Origin of the sequence: Phenylobacterium ferrooxidans (assembly GCF_042714595.1) — a bacterium.
Classification (GTDB): Bacteria; Pseudomonadota; Alphaproteobacteria; order Caulobacterales; family Caulobacteraceae; genus Phenylobacterium; species Phenylobacterium ferrooxidans.
In genome coordinates this window covers 1-16,093 of record NZ_JAOTJD010000015.1, presented here as the reverse complement: position 1 = coordinate 16,093, position 16,093 = coordinate 1, and the positions used below count along the sequence as shown (strand labels likewise).

Below are 16,093 nucleotides of genomic sequence, written 5' to 3'. Positions count from 1 at the left end.
GAAGTTGAAGTCTTACCGCTATGTTAGACGTGCGGCAGGGGTGCTTTGGCAACCCCTTTTCCAAGCGTCAAGGGGGCTTACCGCCAAGCGTAACCATACGGGTGCAATGGAGGATACGGTATTGCTGCACCGCACAACGTGATCCGCAAGTAATCCTGATCGTTTTTCTACTAGCGGGGGAATTTCTGCGCTGCACTGCAGCATATTCGGCGGAACGTGGGTCTTGAAATAACACGGTCGCTGAACAGCCCGGAGGCCTTCACGCCTGATTTTCGGTCAGGCCGCGGTACGATCGGGAAATGGGAGTCTGGGGCGCGGGCGTCAAGACCGGTCCGCCCGAGTCGTCGGCGGAAGTCGCCCGCCATGGCCTGGCGGCCACAGTTGATGACGCCGCCAGGGGCGACGTCGCTGGACCGCGTCACACCCCCGCCCAGGGGAGGGGGCAGCCCCAGCCTAGAAGCTGTATGTGACGCCCGCACGAAGGGTGCGGCCCGGCAGAGGGGCGATGTCCTTCAGGAAGGAGGCGTGCTCGCGGGCCTCCTCGTTGGTCAGGTTGCGCCCGTCCAGGAAGACCCTGAAGTCCTGATCGGCCAGGGGCCGGTAGGACAGTCGGGCGCTCAGCAGGGTGTAGGCCTCGGTCGGCGGCTCGAAGGTGCTGACGCGATCCTGCTTGCCGACGTAGCGCACCTCCACCTGAGCATCCAGGCGCGGCGCGGTCCACACCATGCGCCCCGTCACCGAATAGGGCGGGATCCGCGCGGGCGGCCAGCTGTCGGTCCGACCGTGGACGTAGTCATAGGCGCCCTGCAGGGCGAGCACGCCGTCACCATGGCGCCAGACGTCATAGGTCCCCTCCACCTCGCCGCCATAGAAAGTGGCGTCGGACTGGATAAAGCGCACCACCGGGAGTTCCCCGGCCGGATCAAGCGCCCCGGCGTCGTCCACCATGTCACCGGTGCGCGCCTCGTCGATGAAGCCCTGGTAGGCGGCGCGGTAGAGATGAGCCTCGACCTTGCCGTTTTCCCCGGTCCACCGAAGCGTCGCCTCCAGGGAAGTGACCTGCTCGGCGTCAAGGGTGGGGTCGCCGATCTCGTAGGATCCCGTGCCGCCGTGCGGGCCGTCGGCGAAGAGTTCGAATTCGGTGGGAGCCCGGGCGTTGTGCGCCAGGCTGAGACCCAGGAACCAGGCGGAGGCCGGCCGCCAGAAAACGGCGACGGAGGCCGAGGCGTTGGTGAAGTCCTGCTTCCCCGACGCCGTGGCCCAGTTGATCCCGTCGCCCGCCGCCGCGTCGCTGGTGGGACGGCCCCGGAGATCGGCTTCGAGGGTGCGGGTGTCGACCCGCAGCCCGCCCTCCACGCCCCAGGCGTCACGGTCCAGGCGCTGCAGCATGAAGGCGCCCAGCTCGCCGATCTCCACGGCTGGGATGAAGGCCTCGCCGCCGAGAGCCTGGAAGTCACGGCCCAGGACCTGGAGGCCGAAGGCCCCCTTCCAGCCGTCCCGCTCGCGCTGGACCAGCTCGATTCGGCCCTCGGCGCCCTTTGACAGGAAGGTTGTCCCAACCGCGCCGGTGTCGACCTCGATCTCCTGGTGCTCGTAGTCGGCATAGCCCACGGAGGCGCGGACCGTCTCGAAGGGCCCCTGGTCCAGGGCCGTCTCGCCACGCAGGTCGTAGCGCGTCTGCTTCAGGTCGATGAAGACCGGCCCCTCTTCCGGCGGCGGGCCGACCTGAACGATCTGCGGGAACGGGACGCCATAGCGGGTCTCGGTGCGCTTGATGGAGGCGCCGATGAAGCCGGCCTCGCCGACATAGGAGACCCCTGCCCCATAGGCGGTAAGATCCACGTCGGTGTTGCGGACGGCGCGGTCCGGCAAGGCGGTGACGCCGTTGGCGGCTTCATAATGAGTGGAGACCGGATTGACCGGGGTGTCGTAGTCGCCGCTTTCGCGTCGGACGGCGTCCAGAGCCACGACCCAGGGCCCCTGCCCCGCCTTCAGGCCGGCCGAAACCGCATAGGAGTCATCGCCCGAACCATAGGAGGCCGACACATGGCCATCCGCGCCACCCTGGGCCGCCGCCGAGGGCACGCGCTCGTCGAGGATATTGACCACGCCGCCGATGGCCGAGCCGCCATAGGCGAGGGTCGAGGGGCCGCGCAGAATCTCGATGCGCGAGGCGTCACCGGGATCGGAGGCCACGGCGTGGTCCGGCGACAGCGAGCTGGCGTCCACCAGGCCGACGCCGTTCTGCAGGATCAGGACGCGCGGACCCGACAGGCCCCGGATGATCGGCCGGCTGGCGCCGGGGCTGTAGGAGGTGGACCTTATCCCGGGCATGCCGTTCAGCAGGTCGCCGATACCCACCGGCGGCGCCGTGGCCAACTGCTCCTGGGTGATGATGTTGATGTGGGTGGTGGCGCTGTCGAGGGACACCGCATAGGGCGCGCCAGTGACCACCAGTTCCGAGACGGTGGGGCCGCCGACGTCCTCGGCCATCGCCTGGCCGGCGCAGAGGGCAGACACGCCGACAGCGGCGAGAAGGAGTGTTTTGGCGCGCATGTGGGAACCCCAGGAAGCAATTCTGGAGTCCACTATGTTATATCATAACACCACTCAAGTGGTTTTCGATCTGAAGTCCAAACGCGGCGCCTTCGAGATCGTTTTGAGCAATTCTCGCCTCAGCGATCGTCATCTCCGGGCTTGTCCCGGCCATGACGAACAAAGGGAGTTATGCCCGGCGCGCCAACCGCGTGAGGTAGTCCTTGCGGTTGAGAGGATTGTTGTCGGTGCGCGGGCGCATGGGAATGTCGCCGCGAACCGGTCGGTAGTGATCAAAGGCCGCCTCCAGCACCCCCTCCCCGCGCGTCAGGCCCGGCAGTTGCTGCTGCAGGTCGTGGACCCTGGCCGCGGGGATGTCCCCCTCCAGCCAGCAGGCCGCGCCGCGCATCGCCGGAACGCCCGGCGCGGTGCCCAGCCTGGCCAGCACGGGAAGCATGGGCCCCAGCACATCGGCGGGGATCTCCAGGCCGAAGCGGTGGACCGGCTCGCAGACCTGGACGCCAGCCCGCTGCAGGGCGGTCATCAACACAAGGGGCGCGAGGTTGCGGTGTTCCGACGGGGTGCTGGTGGCCCAGTCCCGATAGCGGATGCCGTGGGTCATGGTGACCCGGCAGTCGGCGACCCGCCATCCATGCAGGCCCTGGCCCAGGGTTTCGCGCACGCTTTCCTCCACCGCCTTGTGGAAGGCCAGCGGCAGGGAGCCGAACTCGACTTCCAGCTGGAAATCCACGCCGCTGTCGACGGGACCGGGCTCGACCCGTAGGCCGATGGTGGCGATGAAGGGATAGGGCGCGTGCTCGATGGCGGTCCCGACTCCCGTCGGCCGTTCAATGCAGATCACCCGGGTCTCGCGGAACTCCGCCTCGACGCCGTAGTCGTTGGCCAGGGTCTCGCGGATCACCTCCTTCTGCACCTCGCCATAGAGGGAGACGGAGATCTCCTGGCGCACGTCATCCTGGCGCAGGTTGATCAGCGGATCCTGCTCGGCCAGTTGGGCGAGCGCGGCGTGCAGCGCCCGGCCCTCCCCGGGTTGGCGCGGATAGATCACCGTCTCCAGGGTCGGGGGCGCGAAGTGGTGGGCCGGGCCGCCCGTTCGCGGGACGCCGAGGTTGTCGCCGATCTGGATGTCGGCGAGGCCCCAGAGCTTGGCGATCTGTCCGGCCGCCGCGCTGTCCGTGGCGAGCGCCGGGCCGCGATCAAAGACGCTCAGGGCCGTGATCTTGGCCGTTCGGTCCTGGCCGAAGCTCAGCCGATCGCGCACGTGGATCGTTCCTGAGAACAGCCGCGCATAGGCGATCTTCTCCCCGGCCGGCCCACGCTCCACCTTGAAGACCGTGCCGGAGACCGGCGCCTCGCCGTCGCCCTGCGCGGCCGGCAGCAGGGTGGTGATCCCCGCCATCAGCGCCTCGGTCCCCGCCCCGGTGATGGCCGAGCCCAGGAAGACGGGGTGACACCGCCCTTGCCGAGTCTGGCGCCGCAACGCCTTGCGCAGACGCCCAGGGGAGATCGCCTCGCCGCCGACATAGGCGGCCATGAGCGCCTCGTCCTGCTCGGCCAGACGCTCAGTGAGCCGTTCGGCGTCGCCGGGGCCGAAGGGAACGAAGGCCGCCTCCCGCTCGCCGGCGGTGCGGGCGACGCCCATGGGCGCGACGGCCGGGGTCAGGCGCTCGGCGATCGACCGCAGCACCCGCTCGGGATCGGCGCCGCGCCGGTCGATCTTGTTGATGAAGATCAGCGTGGGGATGCGCAGCCTCTGCAGCGTCCGCATCAGGACCCGGGTCTGCGCCTGCACCCCCTCCACCGCCGAGACCACCAGAACCGCGCCGTCCAGCACGTTCAGCACGCGCTCCACCTCGGCGATGAAGTCCGGGTGGCCAGGCGTGTCGATCAGATTGACCGCCACATCGCCCACGACGAAGGACGCCACGGCCGCCTTGATGGTGATGCCGCGCCGCCGCTCCTGATCCAGGAAGTCGGTCTGGGTGTTTCCGCCGTCGACGCTGCCGATCTCGTCGATGACGCCGGCGCCAAAGAGCAGCCGTTCTGTCAGACTCGTCTTACCGGCGTCGACATGCGCCAGGATTCCCAAGTTCAACGTACGCATTCCGCCTCATGTCCTCTTGAAGGGTCAGTCCCGTCTCGATGGTCATGAAGGGTCGGCGCATGGGTCTCTCCTTGGGGCGGATGCCTCGTCTCTCAGTACAGATCACCCCGTTCTCCGGAGCAATCGAAATATCGTCTACAACATGCGTCCAGTACTGGCCTCGACGGCGGCCAGGGCCGTCAGGTTGACGATTCCCCTCGCCGTCACGCTGGGGGTCAGGACGTGGACTGGCTTGGACATGCCCAGCAGCATGGGCCCCACCAGCAGCGCGTTGGTGGAGGCCTGCAGCAGGGTCAGGCTGATATTGGCCGCGTCCAGGTTGGGCATGATCAGCAGGTTGGCCGCGCCCTTCAGGCGGGAATCGCTGACCAGCCGGTTGCGCTGGTACTCCAGCAGGGCGGCGTCGGCGTGCATCTCGCCGTCCACCTCCAGTTCCGGCGCCTGGGCGCGCAGCAGGGCCAGGGCCTGACGCATCTTCCGCGCGCTGGGGGAATTGGAGGCCCCGAAGCTGGAGTGGGAAAGCAGCGCCGCCTTCGGCTCGATGCCGAAGCCGCGCACCGTATCGGCCGCCAGGCGGGTCATCTCGGCGATCTGCTCGGCGGTCGGATCGGGGTTCATGTGCGTGTCGCAGATGAACAGCACCCCCTCCCGCGTGATCAGGGCCGACAGGGCGTGGATGCGGTCGATGCCGGGGCGGCGCGGGATGATGGGCATGACATAGGTCATGTGCTGCCACCAGTCGCCGGATCCGCCGACCAGGGCGGCGTCCACAAGGCCGCTCTCCAGCAGCATGGCCGCGGTAACGGAAGGCCGGCGTTCGACCCGGCGGGCGGCGGCCGCGGGCGGCGCGCCCCGGCGGCTGACCAGGGACTGGTAGCGGGTGATCAACGGCGCCAGGAGCTCATCGTCCTGGTTGGGGTCGAGGATCTCGATGTGGGTGTCGAGCCTCATGCGCAGGCCCAGGGTGGCGATGCGGGCCAGGATCACCTCGCGGCGCCCCACCAGGACGGGCCGGGCCAGGCCCTCGTCCACCACCGTCTGAACCGCACGCAGCACACGATCGTCCTCGCCCTCGGCATAGGCGACCTTCTTCATGGCCTTGCGGGCGCCTTCGAAGATCGGCCGCATCAGCTGGCCCGACCGGTAGACGAACCGCTCCAGCTCGGTGCGATAGGCGGCGAAGTCGGCGATCGGCCGCCGCGCCACCCCGGTCTCCATGGCCGCCTTGGCCACGGCCGGCGCGATCTGCAGGATCAGGCGCGGGTCGAAGGGCTTGGGGATGATGTACTCGCGCCCAAACAGCGGCGCGGCCCCGCCATAGGCGGCGGCCACCACCTCGGAGGCCTCGGCCCGCGCCAGGGAGGCGATGGCCTCGACGGCGGCCAGCTTCATGGCCTCGTTGATCTCGCTGGCCCCCACGTCCAGGGCGCCCCGGAACACGAAGGGGAAGCAGAGGACGTTGTTGACCTGGTTGGGATAGTCGCTGCGGCCGGTGGCGACGATGGCGTCGGGCCGGGCGGCGGCCACCAGCTCGGGCAGGATCTCCGGCTCGGGATTGGCCATGGCCAGGATCAGCGGATTGGGCGCCAGCAGGGGCAGCCACTCGGCCTTCAGCACCCGCGGCGCCGACAGCCCCAGGAACACGTCGGCGCCCGACAGCACCTCCGGCAGGGTGCGGGCGTCGGTCTGACGCGCATAGGCGGCCATGTTGGGCGGCATGTCGGGCTCGCGGCCCTGATAGACCACGCCCTTGATGTCGGTCAGGGTGATGTTCTCGGGCTTCAGCCCCATCGCCACCAGCAGGTCGACGCAGGCGAGGGCGGCGGCCCCGGCGCCGGAGGTCACCAGCTTGATCTCGGCCAGGGTCTTGCCCTGTAGAACGAGCGCGTTGCGGACGGCGGCGGCGCAGACAATGGCCGTGCCGTGCTGGTCGTCGTGGAAGACCGGGATGTTCATCCGCTGGCGCAGGGCCCGCTCGATGGCGAAGCACTCCGGCGCCTTGATGTCCTCCAGGTTGATCCCGCCGAAGGTCGGCTCCAGGGAGGCGACGATGTCGACGAAGCGGTCGGGGTCGAGGGCGTCGATCTCCAGGTCGAAGACGTCGATGCCGGCGAACTTCTTGAAGAGCACCGCCTTGCCCTCCATCACCGGCTTGCTGGCGAGCGGCCCGATATTGCCCAGGCCCAGCACCGCCGTGCCGTTGGAGATCACCGCCACCAGGTTGGCGCGGGCGGTGAACTGGTCGGCCGCCGCCGGATCCTCGACGATCGCCTCGCAGGCCGCGGCCACGCCGGGGGAATAGGCGAGCGCCAGGTCACGCTGGGTGTCCATGCGCTTGGTGGGCTCCACCGACAGCTTCCCGGGTCGGGGAAGCCGGTGATAGTCAAGCGCGGCCTTGCGGAAGTCGTCGTCCATGATCGTCAGGTCTCCTGAGGCGACCTCTGCGACGATGCGGCGTCATCTTCAAGGCCTAGGGCCGAAGGGCGCGTCATGATGTTCGGGAGAAGTGGTGCCTGGGGGCGGATTCGAACCACCGACACGTGGATTTTCAATCCACTGCTCTACCAACTGAGCTACCCAGGCCCGGAGCCTTTTCGAAGAAAAAGGCTCGGAATTCTTAGTTGGAGCGCGACGGTCGCCTGAACCGGTATCCACTTCAGGCTGTCACGCTCCGTGCCCCGCCTTCGCGGGAGCCGCGTCTATAAAAGAGGGTCGGGGCGGTGTCCAGCGAGGAGCATCAATTCCCGTCATCCTCGTCGTGGAGGCTGTCGGCCTCGTCTTCCTCCACTGGAATCGCATAGCTCCCCACCAGCCAGCGCTGCAGGTCCACGTCGGAACAGCGGCGCGAGCAGAAGGGCCGATATTCCGTGGAGCCGGGCTTCTTGCAGATGGGACAGGGGGCGGCGGTCATCGGACGTCCAGCCGGTCTCGGGGCCAGTCGGTATTGGTCTCGATGACGAACCGCGCGCCGATCCGTGACGCGAGGGTTTCGGCATAGGGCTTGGCCGCCTGGGCCACTGAGGGCGCGCAGGTGGCCACCAGGCGTCCGCCGGGATCGCTGGCGGCGGCGGCCTCCAGGCGGCGGATCAGGCGCAGGGCCAGGGTCAGGTCCGAAAGCCCCCCTGCCCCATCGCCCAGGATGTCGCGGATGGCGCGGCCGCGCCGGGGCACGGTCATCTCCATGGTGCCGAAGCGGCCCACGGGGCCGATGGCGACGCCGGGATTGTCCGGGGCGAAGGCGGTGCGCGCGGCCGTCAGCAGGGCGTTGCCGTCGTGGCCGCGCCCCACGAGATCGATGACCACGATGCCGCCCAGGCCCTTCAGGCGCAGCAGGCGGGCGGATTCGGCGAGAGCCGTGTGGTTGGCCTGGCGGGTGACGCGCTTGACGTCCTGGCCCTTGCGCTCGCCCACATCGACGTCGATGGCCACCAGGGCCCGCGTGGGCTCGATCGCCAGATCGCCACCGCCGGGCAGCGGGTGAAGGGTCTCCAGGGCCTCGGCCTCGGCGGCGTCGGCCATGGCGCGGGCCTGACGCCCCTCGATGATCGGAGTGTCGCGGGCGAAGAAGGTGAGCTGTTCGGCGATGTCCGGCGCGGCGGTCAACAGGCGCGGCTTACCCTCGGCCGGGCCGATCAGGCGCACGGTGGCCAGCTTGCCGTCGCGTGGCTCGCTGCGAATCTCCACCTCGATGGCCTGGCCCTCGACGGGGCGGGCGTCCGGCTTGAAGGACATCAGGGCCTCGACGCCGCCCAGGTCGATGAAGGCCGAGGCGAAGGCCGGCTCCACCTTGCGCACCCGGCCCACCAGCCGCGCGCCCAGCTGGGTCAGGGGACCGTCCCCATCGCGGGCGATCAGCAGGCGCTCCGGCGCGCCGTCGAGCGTGACAACACCACGGGTCTCGCCGATCCCCCGGTCCAGATAGAGTTTCCGCACGCTCATGGCCTTGAATACCCCAGGCCGGTCAGCAGGTTCAGGGTTTCGTAGAGCGGCAGGCCGACCACGGCGGGATAGGAGCCCTGCAGCGACATCACGAAGGCGCCGGCCCGGCCCTGGATGGCGTAGCCGCCCGCCTTGCCGACACCCTCGCCGCTGGCGAGATAGGCGGTGATCTCGGCCGGCGTCAGCCGCTTGAAATGCAGACGGCTCTCCACCAGCCGGCTGGCCTCGCGACCGTCGGGACCGCGCACGGCGACAGCGGTCAGCACCTTGTGGGCGCGGCCCGACAGCAGCTCCAGGCAGGTGCGGCCCTCGGCTTGCGTCTCCACCTTGGGCAGGACACGGCGGCCCACCGCCACCACCGTGTCGGCGGCCAGGACATAGACGCCCGGCTGCTCGGCGGCGACCTTGGCCGCCTTGGCCACAGCCAGCCGCAGCGCCAGCAGGCGCGGCGTCTCGTTGGAAAGGGGGGTTTCGTCGATCTCGGCGGCCACCACGGCGTCCGGCTTGAGATCGATCTGGGCCAGGAGATCGAGCCGCCTGGGGCTCGCGGAGGCCAGCACCAGGCGCGGCGTCGTCATCGGGGGCGAACGCCCGCTAGCGGACGCGGAAGGTGATGCGGCCCTTGGACAGGTCGTAGGGGGTCATCTCCACCAGGACCTTGTCGCCAGCCGAGACCCGGATGCGGTTCTTGCGCATCTTGCCGGCGGTGTGGGCGATGATCTCGTGATCGTTCTCGAGCTTCACGCGGAAGGTCGCGTTGGGCAGGACTTCACTCACCGTGCCCGGAAACTCCAAAAGTTCTTCTTTAGCCATGCAGGCTCCAAATAGACGCCGATAAAAGTCGAACGGCCCACGCCTGAATCGAGGGGCGCGAGCCGTGGGAGAGGCCTCTATCATAACGCGGAGCCCGCCGCACGGTCGAATGCCACGGCTGGAAAGTGAGAGAATTGAGCGATCACGCCACCGAACGCCCCCGATACTTCGAACTTCTGGAGCTAGCCGAGACCCATTCAGAGGTCCTGGCCTTCTGGTTGACAGGGTCGCGCGGCAAGGGCCGGGAAACTGCGGCGTCGGACTACGATTGTGTGCTGATCGTCCGCGATGAGGCTTTCGAGGCCTGGCGCGGGCGCTACGCCAGGCGGGCCTACGGGCGGACCGACTGCTCCGTGATGACCCTCGAGGGCCTTCGCGCCCACGCCGCATGGGGCGGGCCCGACGCCTGGGACCGCTACAGTTACGCCCATGTACGAGTGCTGGTGGATCGGACAGAGGGCCTGTGCCAGCAAGTTATCGATGAAAAGGCGCGCGTCCCCGATCCGGAGGTCGCGGGGTTCGTCGATCGGTCGTTGGATCACTATCTCAACCAGACCTATCGCGCCCTGAAGTGCCTGCGCGACAGCCAGCCCCTCGCCGCGCGCCTGGAAGCTGCGGAAGCGATCGCGCCCCTGCTGGACGCCCTTTTCGCCCTCGATCGCGGTCGCCTGCGGCCGTTCTACAAGTATCTAGCCTGGGAATTGGCGGAGCACCCGCTCAGCTCAGGCCAGGCCTTGGCCCTCCAGACCCCTGCCCTGCTGGACCCTGACCCAGCGACCCTCCGGCGCCTTCTTCGCGACACTGAGGCCCGGTGTCGAGACGCCGGTCACGACTCGGTCTTCGACGGTTGGGCCGGTGATCTCGCCTGGATGCGCGGTTAGCGCGGAAACCGCTGGGCGATGTGGGCGGCGAGCGTGTCGCGCACCTCGCGATAGGCCGCCAGCCGGGCCTCCCGCGAGCCTTCCACCAGGGTGGGGTCGAAGGTCGGCCAGTACTCGATCTCGGCCGCCCGGCCCCGGGTCATCTCGACGGCCCGGTGCTGGGCCTCAGGTGTCAGGGAGACCACCAGGTCGAAGGACGAATCCTCCAGGTCGTCGAAGGTCTTGGGCCGATGATCGGCCAGGTCGACGCTGAGCTCGGCCATCACGGCCTCGACGAAGGGATCGGCGCCGTCGGCCGCGTCCCGCTTCAGGCCGCAGCTGTCCACATAGACCCGGTCGCCCAGGGCGCGCTTCATCAGCGCCTCGGCCATGGGTGAGCGCACGCGGTTGAAATTGCAGGCGAAGAGCACCGCGCCGGGCAGCGGCGGGGCGGACGGGTCAGCGGCCATCGAACCCTAGCCCCGCCAGTGAAGGGCGCACATCAGGGTGAACAGCCGCCGCGCAGTGTCGAGATCGGTGTCGATCTTGCCCGCCAGCCGGGTGCGCAGCAGGGTCGAGGCCTCGTTGTGCAGGCCGCGCCGGCCCATGTCCAAGGCCTCGATCTGTGACGGGGTCGAGTTGCGGATCGCCTGGTAGTAGCTCTCGCAGATCAGGAAGTAGTCCTTGATCAGCGGCCGGAAGGGCGACAGCGACAGGATGTGCCGGCGCTCGTAGTTGGGACCACGCACATCCAGGACCAGGCGGTTCTCCACGAGGCCCATCTTCAGGTCATAGGGACCGCCCTCGGCGCCCTCAGGATGGAAATAGTTCTCCTCCAGCAGATCGAAGATGGCGATCTGCCGCTCCTGCTCCTGGTCGCGCGAGACCGCGGCGAGGGACTCCTCGTCGATCTCCACGGTCTGCAGGCGGTGCTTGGTGCGGTCTTCGTCGGCCATGGCGGTCGAAAGGGAGGAACAGGTCAGCGAGCTTTATTGCAAACCAACCCCTAACGTCATCCTCCCGATCGCGGCACAAAAAATCGCCCGACGCTGGGGAGCGCCGGGCGAAGTCGGTTCGGGGGAGGAACCTAGAGGGGCTTAGTAGCCGTAGGACGCATACTGGTGGCCGACGGGCTGGGCGTAGCGGCCGCTGACATAGCCAACGCCGACGCCGTCCTGACCCACCAGGATCCAGTCGGTCCCGCGCACGCGGGCCAGGGCCTGGAAGCGCTCACCGGCCCTGAGCGAGCCGACCTTGTGGGCCGAGGTGGACGGGGCGCCCCGCAGGTTCAGCTTGCTGCTGGCCGCGAAGGTCCCACCGTCCCGGACATACCTGGCCGGCGAGATGTCCCCCGACAGGCGATAGCCCGAATGGCTGTAGGTCGCCGGCTGCTGATATGCAGGCTGCTGATATGCAGGCTGCTGATATGCAGGCTGGTAGGTCTGGCCATAGCCGTAGGCGTTCTGGCCCTGGTCGGAGCGCTGCATCCTGCAGCCGACATAGGAGCCGGTGGCCCCGCCGACCACGGCGCCGATGGCCGTGCCCGTGCCGCGGTCGTTCTTGGCCAGGTTCGAGCCGGCCGCCGCACCCAACAGGGCGCCGATCAGGGCGCCGCCGACCTGCTTGTTGCCGGGGGCGTCGCAGCCGACCACCGGGCTGAGGTTGGTCTGGGCCGACGCGCCCGAGACGGCGCCGACGGAAAGGGCGGCGGCCATTGTCGCAACGGCCGCGCTGCGGATCAGCTTGGAAGAGGTTTGCATGGCTTGGTCTCCGTCTTGAATGGGTCCGAAGCCTCGTCGGCTCCGATGACCCCACACTAGGGGACCCATCCTGAACGGGCGCCTGGACGGCGCTGTTAGTTACCGTTCAGCTTGCGGGGGCTCACCCAAGCCCTTCGATCCTAGCCTTGGCCCAGGCGAATGGCGGCGGAGCGCGCGTGGGCGGGTAGCCCCTCGGCGTCCGCCAGGGCCACCGTCGGCGGCCCCAGGATCGCGAACGCCGCCTCGTCGCACTTCACGATCGAGGTGCGCTTGATGAAGTCGTACAGCGACAGTCCCGAGGAGAACCGCGCCGCGCGGCTGGTGGGCAGGACGTGGTTGGAGCCGGCCACATAGTCGCCGACGGCTTCGGGCGCGTGCCGTCCCAGGAAGATTGCGCCAGCGTGCCGCACCTGGTCGGCCAGGCGCTCGGGCTCGTCCAGGGCGAACTCCACATGTTCGGGCGCGATCATGTTCACCAGGCGCGGCGCCTCGCTTAGCGGCGCGATGATCACCGCTCCGTGGTTGCGCAGCGAAACCGTCGCGTCATCGCGGGTCTCCAGGCTCCCGAGCTGCAGGGCGATCTGCGCCTCGACGGCGTCGGCGAAGGCCTCGTCGTCGGTGATCAGGATCGATTGCGCCGCCGGGTCGTGTTCGGCCTGGGACAGCAGGTCGGCGGCGATCCAGTCGGGCCGGCTGGCGGCGTCCGACACCACCACGATCTCAGAGGGGCCGGCCAGGGCGTCGATGCCCACCGTGCCATAGACCCGCCGCTTGGCGGCGGTGACGAAGGCGTTGCCCGGCCCCACGATCTTGTCCACCGGCAGGATCGGTCCGGCGCCATAGGCCAGGGCTCCGACCGCCTGGGCTCCGCCCACCCGCCAGATCTCGGTCACCCCGGCCTCCTTCGCGGCCGCCAGCACCGCCGGCTGCAACCGCCCCGGCGGGGTCACCATGGCGATGCGCTCAACGCCGGCCGCCGCCGCGGGCACCGCGTTCATCAGCACGGTGGAGGGATAGGCCGCGCGGCCTCCGGGCACATAGATCCCCACCGCCTCCAGCGGGGTCCAGCGCCAGCCCAGCTCGACGCCGGCCTCGTCGGTGAACCACTGGTCGGCGGGACGCTGCCGCTCGTGATAGGTGCGGATGCGCTTGGCGGCGAAGGCGATGGCCTCGCGGACTTCAGGCGCGCATTGCGCGGCGCCGGCTTCAATCTCTTCCGGGGTGACCCGGATGTTTTCTGCGCTCACATTGGCGCGGTCGAACTGGTGGCCAAACCGCAGGACAGCCTCGAGCCCCTCCGCGCGGACCGCCGCCAGGATGTCACGCACCAGGGCGTCGACATCGTCGGGGGTCTCACGCCGTTCTTCGACAAAGGCGGCGAAGGCGGCCTCGAAGCCGGGCTCGGAAAATCGGAAACGGCGCATGGGCGCTACTTAGCGACGCAAGCGGCTTCGCGCTACGGCTTGTCAGGCGTCGTGTGCGGGAGTTCTGGGCGTCGGCCAGGGCGCGGAGATGTCGGCCAGCACCGCGTCGATGCATTCGACTGCGATGCGCAGATCGCCATCGCCGGCGAAACTCAGGGTGATCGTGCCGCCCGGCGCTTCGCCAGGCGCGAATTCCAGGGTCAGCAGCTCGATCACCGCCGACTTGGCGCCGCGCCGCAGATTGCGCGCCTGCACCCCCAGCACCGAACCGATCTGCAGGGCCGATCGCACGCGCTCGCCGCCCTTGCCTTCCCAGCGATAGCGGTTGAAGGCCACCGTCACCCGGCGCCCCCGCTGCTCCACCGTGATGTCACCGATCTTGGCCACCGCGTCCTGCAGGGCCGCGGAGATGACCGCGAGGTCCTCCGCATCTTCCGCCAGCAGGTGAAGCAGGTCGTTCATCTCAGATCCCCGGTTTGTCCTGACGCGGCGCGCCACGGCAAGGCTCGTTGTCTAGCCCTCGAGCCCGCCTTACGGAAGGTGGCGTCCTATTTCTCGTCATCGACCTTGGCGGGCGCCGGCCTGGGCTCGGGCGCCTTGCGGCGACGCAGATTGGCGCGCAGCGCCTGGGCGAGCTGGGCCTCGCGCTCGGCCGACTTCGGTTTGCCGGATTTGTCCATATTCCCAGGGGTGCGGCGACCGGTCCGGGAGGTCAAGTTGTCTTCCGGCGCTTTTAGGCTTCACGCGGCCCCCGACGTTGGCTATAGCCCGCCCTCGCCTTTTCGCCGTTGTAGCTCAGAGGTAGAGCGCATCCTTGGTAAGGCTGAGGTCCAGGGTTCGAATCCCTGCAACGGCACCACTACAAACCCTTGCGGTGCAAGGGATTTCAGGGGGACGGAACGCACCAGCGCTCCGTCCCTTTGTCATTTTGCGCAGGCGGGATCCCTGGCGCGCACCGCAAACCTGCTTGCCGCCCATCATCCTCCGCATATATACCCGGGCAATATTCGCGCCAAGGGCGCTCTGACCTCGACGAGGCGCTGATGGACGAAGCCGCCACCTACACCGCCTTCGCTGCGCAAGAGGGGTTGGCTGCGGGCTCCCTCCGGGACGTCGCCCTCGCCGCCAAGGCCGCCCACGACAGCGGGCGCGAACGGGTCCTGGTCTTCGACGACGCCACGGGCCGGACAGTCGAACTGGACTTCCGGGGTACGCCTGACGATGTCCTGGCGCGCCTGCCGGCCAGCGACCCGCCGCCAAAGCCCGGGCGGGGCCGGCCCAGGCTCGGAGTCACGGCGCGTGAGGTGACCCTCCTGCCCCGGCATTGGGAATGGCTGGCCAGTCAGCCAGGCGGCGCACGAAACTGCGCGAGGTCGTCAAGAACAAAATAGGAACATTCGCCGCCTGTCATCCCGGCGCACGCCGAGCCTGTATCCAACCGGAGCTTCGAAGGCGGCCCCCGTTCGTGGGGTTCGTGTGGTTCGTGGTTCCAAGTCTTGCGGCCGTGACGCCGCGAGGCGGAACAGGATTGTCCACGAACCCCACGAACCACGCCAACAGATCCGGCGCCTCCAGCGCCCGCCCATTGCCTTGCCCCCCACCCCGCCCTACCCCTGCCTCCAACAAGACACGCGGGACGGAGACCAAGACATGGACGTGAAGGATAAGATCGTTGTCGTGACCGGCGCCGCCGAGGGGATCGGCGCGGCGCTGGCCCGCCGCTTCGCCGCCGAGGGCGCCGCCCACGTCGCCGTCGTCGACCGCAACGCAGAGGGCGCCCAGGCCGTGGCCGCCGAGATCGGCGGAACCGCCTACACCGTCGATGTCTCCGACGGCGCCGCCGTGGCCGCCATGGTGGCCAGCGTCGAGGCCGCCCACGGCCGCATCGACCTCTTCTGCGCCAATGCGGGCGTCGGCGACGGCGACCCGGATCGCGAGAACGCGGTCTCCTCCCCCGACGCCGTCTGGGCCCGCGCCTGGGGGGTCAATGTCATGGCCCACGTCCACGCCGCCCGCGCGGTCCTGCCCGGCATGATCGCCCGCGGCGAGGGCTACCTGCTCAACACCGTCTCGGCGGCGGGCCTGCTGTCGCAGATCGGCGGGGCGGTCTATTCCACCACCAAGCACGCCGCCGTCGGTCTGGCCGAAAGCCTCGCCATCACCCACGGCGACCAGGGCATCAAGGTCTCCATCCTCTGTCCCCAGGGCGTCGACACCGCCATGCTGCGCGCCGGCGGCTCCGGCTCGCCCCAGAGCCTGGACGGCGTGCTCACCCCGGAGAAGGTCGCCGGCCACGTGGTCGAGGGCCTGGCCGCCGAACGCTTCCTGATCCTGCCGCACGCCGAGGTGCTCACCTACATGCAGCGCAAGACCGCCGACTACGACCGCTGGCTCGGCGGCATGCGCCGCCTGCGGGCCAAGGTGATGGGGAAGTAGGGAGCAGCCCTATCCACCCACCAACCGTCATCCCCGGGCTTGTCCCGGCCATGACGATCAGAAGTGATGAGAGCCGGGCGGCGCCGTCCGCTTCCGGTCAACCGCTCAATGGCCGCTCTCGACAGAGGCCGTGGAAAAACGTGAGTTCCGGTCTCGGCTTGGTTGGCCCGGCGGAGTTGATTGATCGAGTTCCGCTGTTGA

Annotated in this window: 16 protein-coding genes and 2 tRNA genes; 4 read left to right on the top strand and 14 right to left on the bottom strand. The window is 68.9% G+C overall.

Features of this window, described 5'->3' with window-relative positions:
* Window positions 1-453: 453 nt before the first annotated feature.
* From OCL97_RS09425 to infA, 8 genes are all read right to left on the bottom strand, one after another.
* Entirely contained in the window at window positions 454-2,556 is a 2,103-nt protein-coding gene (locus OCL97_RS09425; RefSeq protein ID WP_377369620.1) for a TonB-dependent receptor, read from the bottom strand.
* A 169-nt stretch (window positions 2,557-2,725) separates the two neighbouring features.
* A complete protein-coding gene (locus OCL97_RS09420; RefSeq protein ID WP_377369618.1) occupies window positions 2,726-4,660 on the bottom strand; it encodes a GTP-binding protein in 1,935 nt (644 codons plus the stop codon).
* Between the two features lie 135 nt (window positions 4,661-4,795).
* The gene (locus OCL97_RS09415; protein WP_377369616.1) at window positions 4,796-7,075 is read right to left on the bottom strand and encodes an NADP-dependent malic enzyme; all 2,280 of its coding nucleotides are present in this window, start codon (window positions 7,073-7,075) and stop codon (window positions 4,796-4,798) included.
* A gap of 92 nt (window positions 7,076-7,167) precedes the next feature.
* Window positions 7,168-7,243, bottom strand: a tRNA-Phe gene (locus OCL97_RS09410).
* A 154-nt stretch (window positions 7,244-7,397) separates the two neighbouring features.
* Window positions 7,398-7,571: a DNA gyrase inhibitor YacG gene (yacG, locus tag OCL97_RS09405; RefSeq protein ID WP_304699703.1), complete on the bottom strand. Its 174-nt coding sequence runs from the start codon at window positions 7,569-7,571 to the stop codon at window positions 7,398-7,400.
* Entirely contained in the window at window positions 7,568-8,599 is a 1,032-nt protein-coding gene (locus tag OCL97_RS09400; protein WP_377369613.1) for a ribonuclease E/G, read from the bottom strand. Before OCL97_RS09400 ends, yacG begins: the two co-directional genes overlap by 4 nt.
* Window positions 8,596-9,177, bottom strand: a complete 582-nt coding sequence (locus OCL97_RS09395) for a Maf family protein (protein ID WP_304775734.1) — start codon at window positions 9,175-9,177, stop codon at window positions 8,596-8,598. The genes OCL97_RS09400 and OCL97_RS09395 overlap by 4 nt, the downstream gene beginning before the upstream one ends.
* A 16-nt stretch (window positions 9,178-9,193) precedes the next feature.
* Complete coding sequence (infA, locus tag OCL97_RS09390; protein ID WP_215341158.1) at window positions 9,194-9,412, bottom strand: translation initiation factor IF-1; 219 nt, start codon at window positions 9,410-9,412, stop codon at window positions 9,194-9,196.
* Window positions 9,413-9,546: 134 nt separating this feature from the next.
* Here infA and OCL97_RS09385 point away from each other — a divergent pair, with 134 nt between their 5' ends.
* Window positions 9,547-10,293 carry a hypothetical protein gene (locus OCL97_RS09385; RefSeq protein ID WP_377369611.1) on the top strand — a complete coding sequence of 249 codons (747 nt, stop codon included), beginning with the start codon at window positions 9,547-9,549 and terminating at the stop codon, window positions 10,291-10,293.
* Here OCL97_RS09385 and OCL97_RS09380 read toward each other — a convergent pair.
* The 6 genes from OCL97_RS09380 to OCL97_RS09355 all read right to left on the bottom strand — a co-directional run bounded on the left by OCL97_RS09380 (window position 10,290) and on the right by OCL97_RS09355 (window position 14,172).
* Window positions 10,290-10,742, bottom strand: coding sequence for an arsenate-mycothiol transferase ArsC (locus OCL97_RS09380; RefSeq protein ID WP_304775740.1), 453 nt, complete (start codon window positions 10,740-10,742; stop codon window positions 10,290-10,292). The genes OCL97_RS09385 and OCL97_RS09380 overlap by 4 nt on opposite strands.
* A 6-nt stretch (window positions 10,743-10,748) precedes the next feature.
* Complete coding sequence (locus OCL97_RS09375; RefSeq protein ID WP_305337080.1) at window positions 10,749-11,228, bottom strand: UPF0262 family protein; 480 nt, start codon at window positions 11,226-11,228, stop codon at window positions 10,749-10,751.
* Window positions 11,229-11,369: 141 nt separating this feature from the next.
* Entirely contained in the window at window positions 11,370-12,032 is a 663-nt protein-coding gene (locus tag OCL97_RS09370) for an SH3 domain-containing protein (RefSeq protein WP_377369609.1), read from the bottom strand.
* Window positions 12,033-12,172: 140 nt separating this feature from the next.
* Entirely contained in the window at window positions 12,173-13,456 is a 1,284-nt protein-coding gene (gene hisD, locus OCL97_RS09365; RefSeq protein WP_377369607.1) for a histidinol dehydrogenase, read from the bottom strand.
* 42 nt (window positions 13,457-13,498) lie between these two features.
* Complete coding sequence (locus tag OCL97_RS09360) at window positions 13,499-13,918, bottom strand: DUF2948 family protein (protein ID WP_304775748.1); 420 nt, start codon at window positions 13,916-13,918, stop codon at window positions 13,499-13,501.
* A gap of 86 nt (window positions 13,919-14,004) precedes the next feature.
* The gene (locus OCL97_RS09355; protein ID WP_304775750.1) at window positions 14,005-14,172 is read right to left on the bottom strand and encodes a hypothetical protein; all 168 of its coding nucleotides are present in this window, start codon (window positions 14,170-14,172) and stop codon (window positions 14,005-14,007) included.
* A gap of 68 nt (window positions 14,173-14,240) precedes the next feature.
* Here OCL97_RS09355 and OCL97_RS09350 point away from each other — a divergent pair.
* The 3 genes from OCL97_RS09350 to OCL97_RS09340 all read left to right on the top strand — a co-directional run bounded on the left by OCL97_RS09350 (window position 14,241) and on the right by OCL97_RS09340 (window position 15,892).
* A tRNA-Thr gene (locus OCL97_RS09350) sits at window positions 14,241-14,315 on the top strand.
* 184 nt (window positions 14,316-14,499) lie between these two features.
* Entirely contained in the window at window positions 14,500-14,847 is a 348-nt protein-coding gene (locus OCL97_RS09345; RefSeq protein WP_377369605.1) for a DUF2239 family protein, read from the top strand.
* Window positions 14,848-15,106: 259 nt separating this feature from the next.
* A complete protein-coding gene (locus OCL97_RS09340) occupies window positions 15,107-15,892 on the top strand; it encodes an SDR family oxidoreductase (RefSeq protein WP_377369603.1) in 786 nt (261 codons plus the stop codon).
* The last annotated feature ends 201 nt before the right edge of the window (window positions 15,893-16,093 follow it).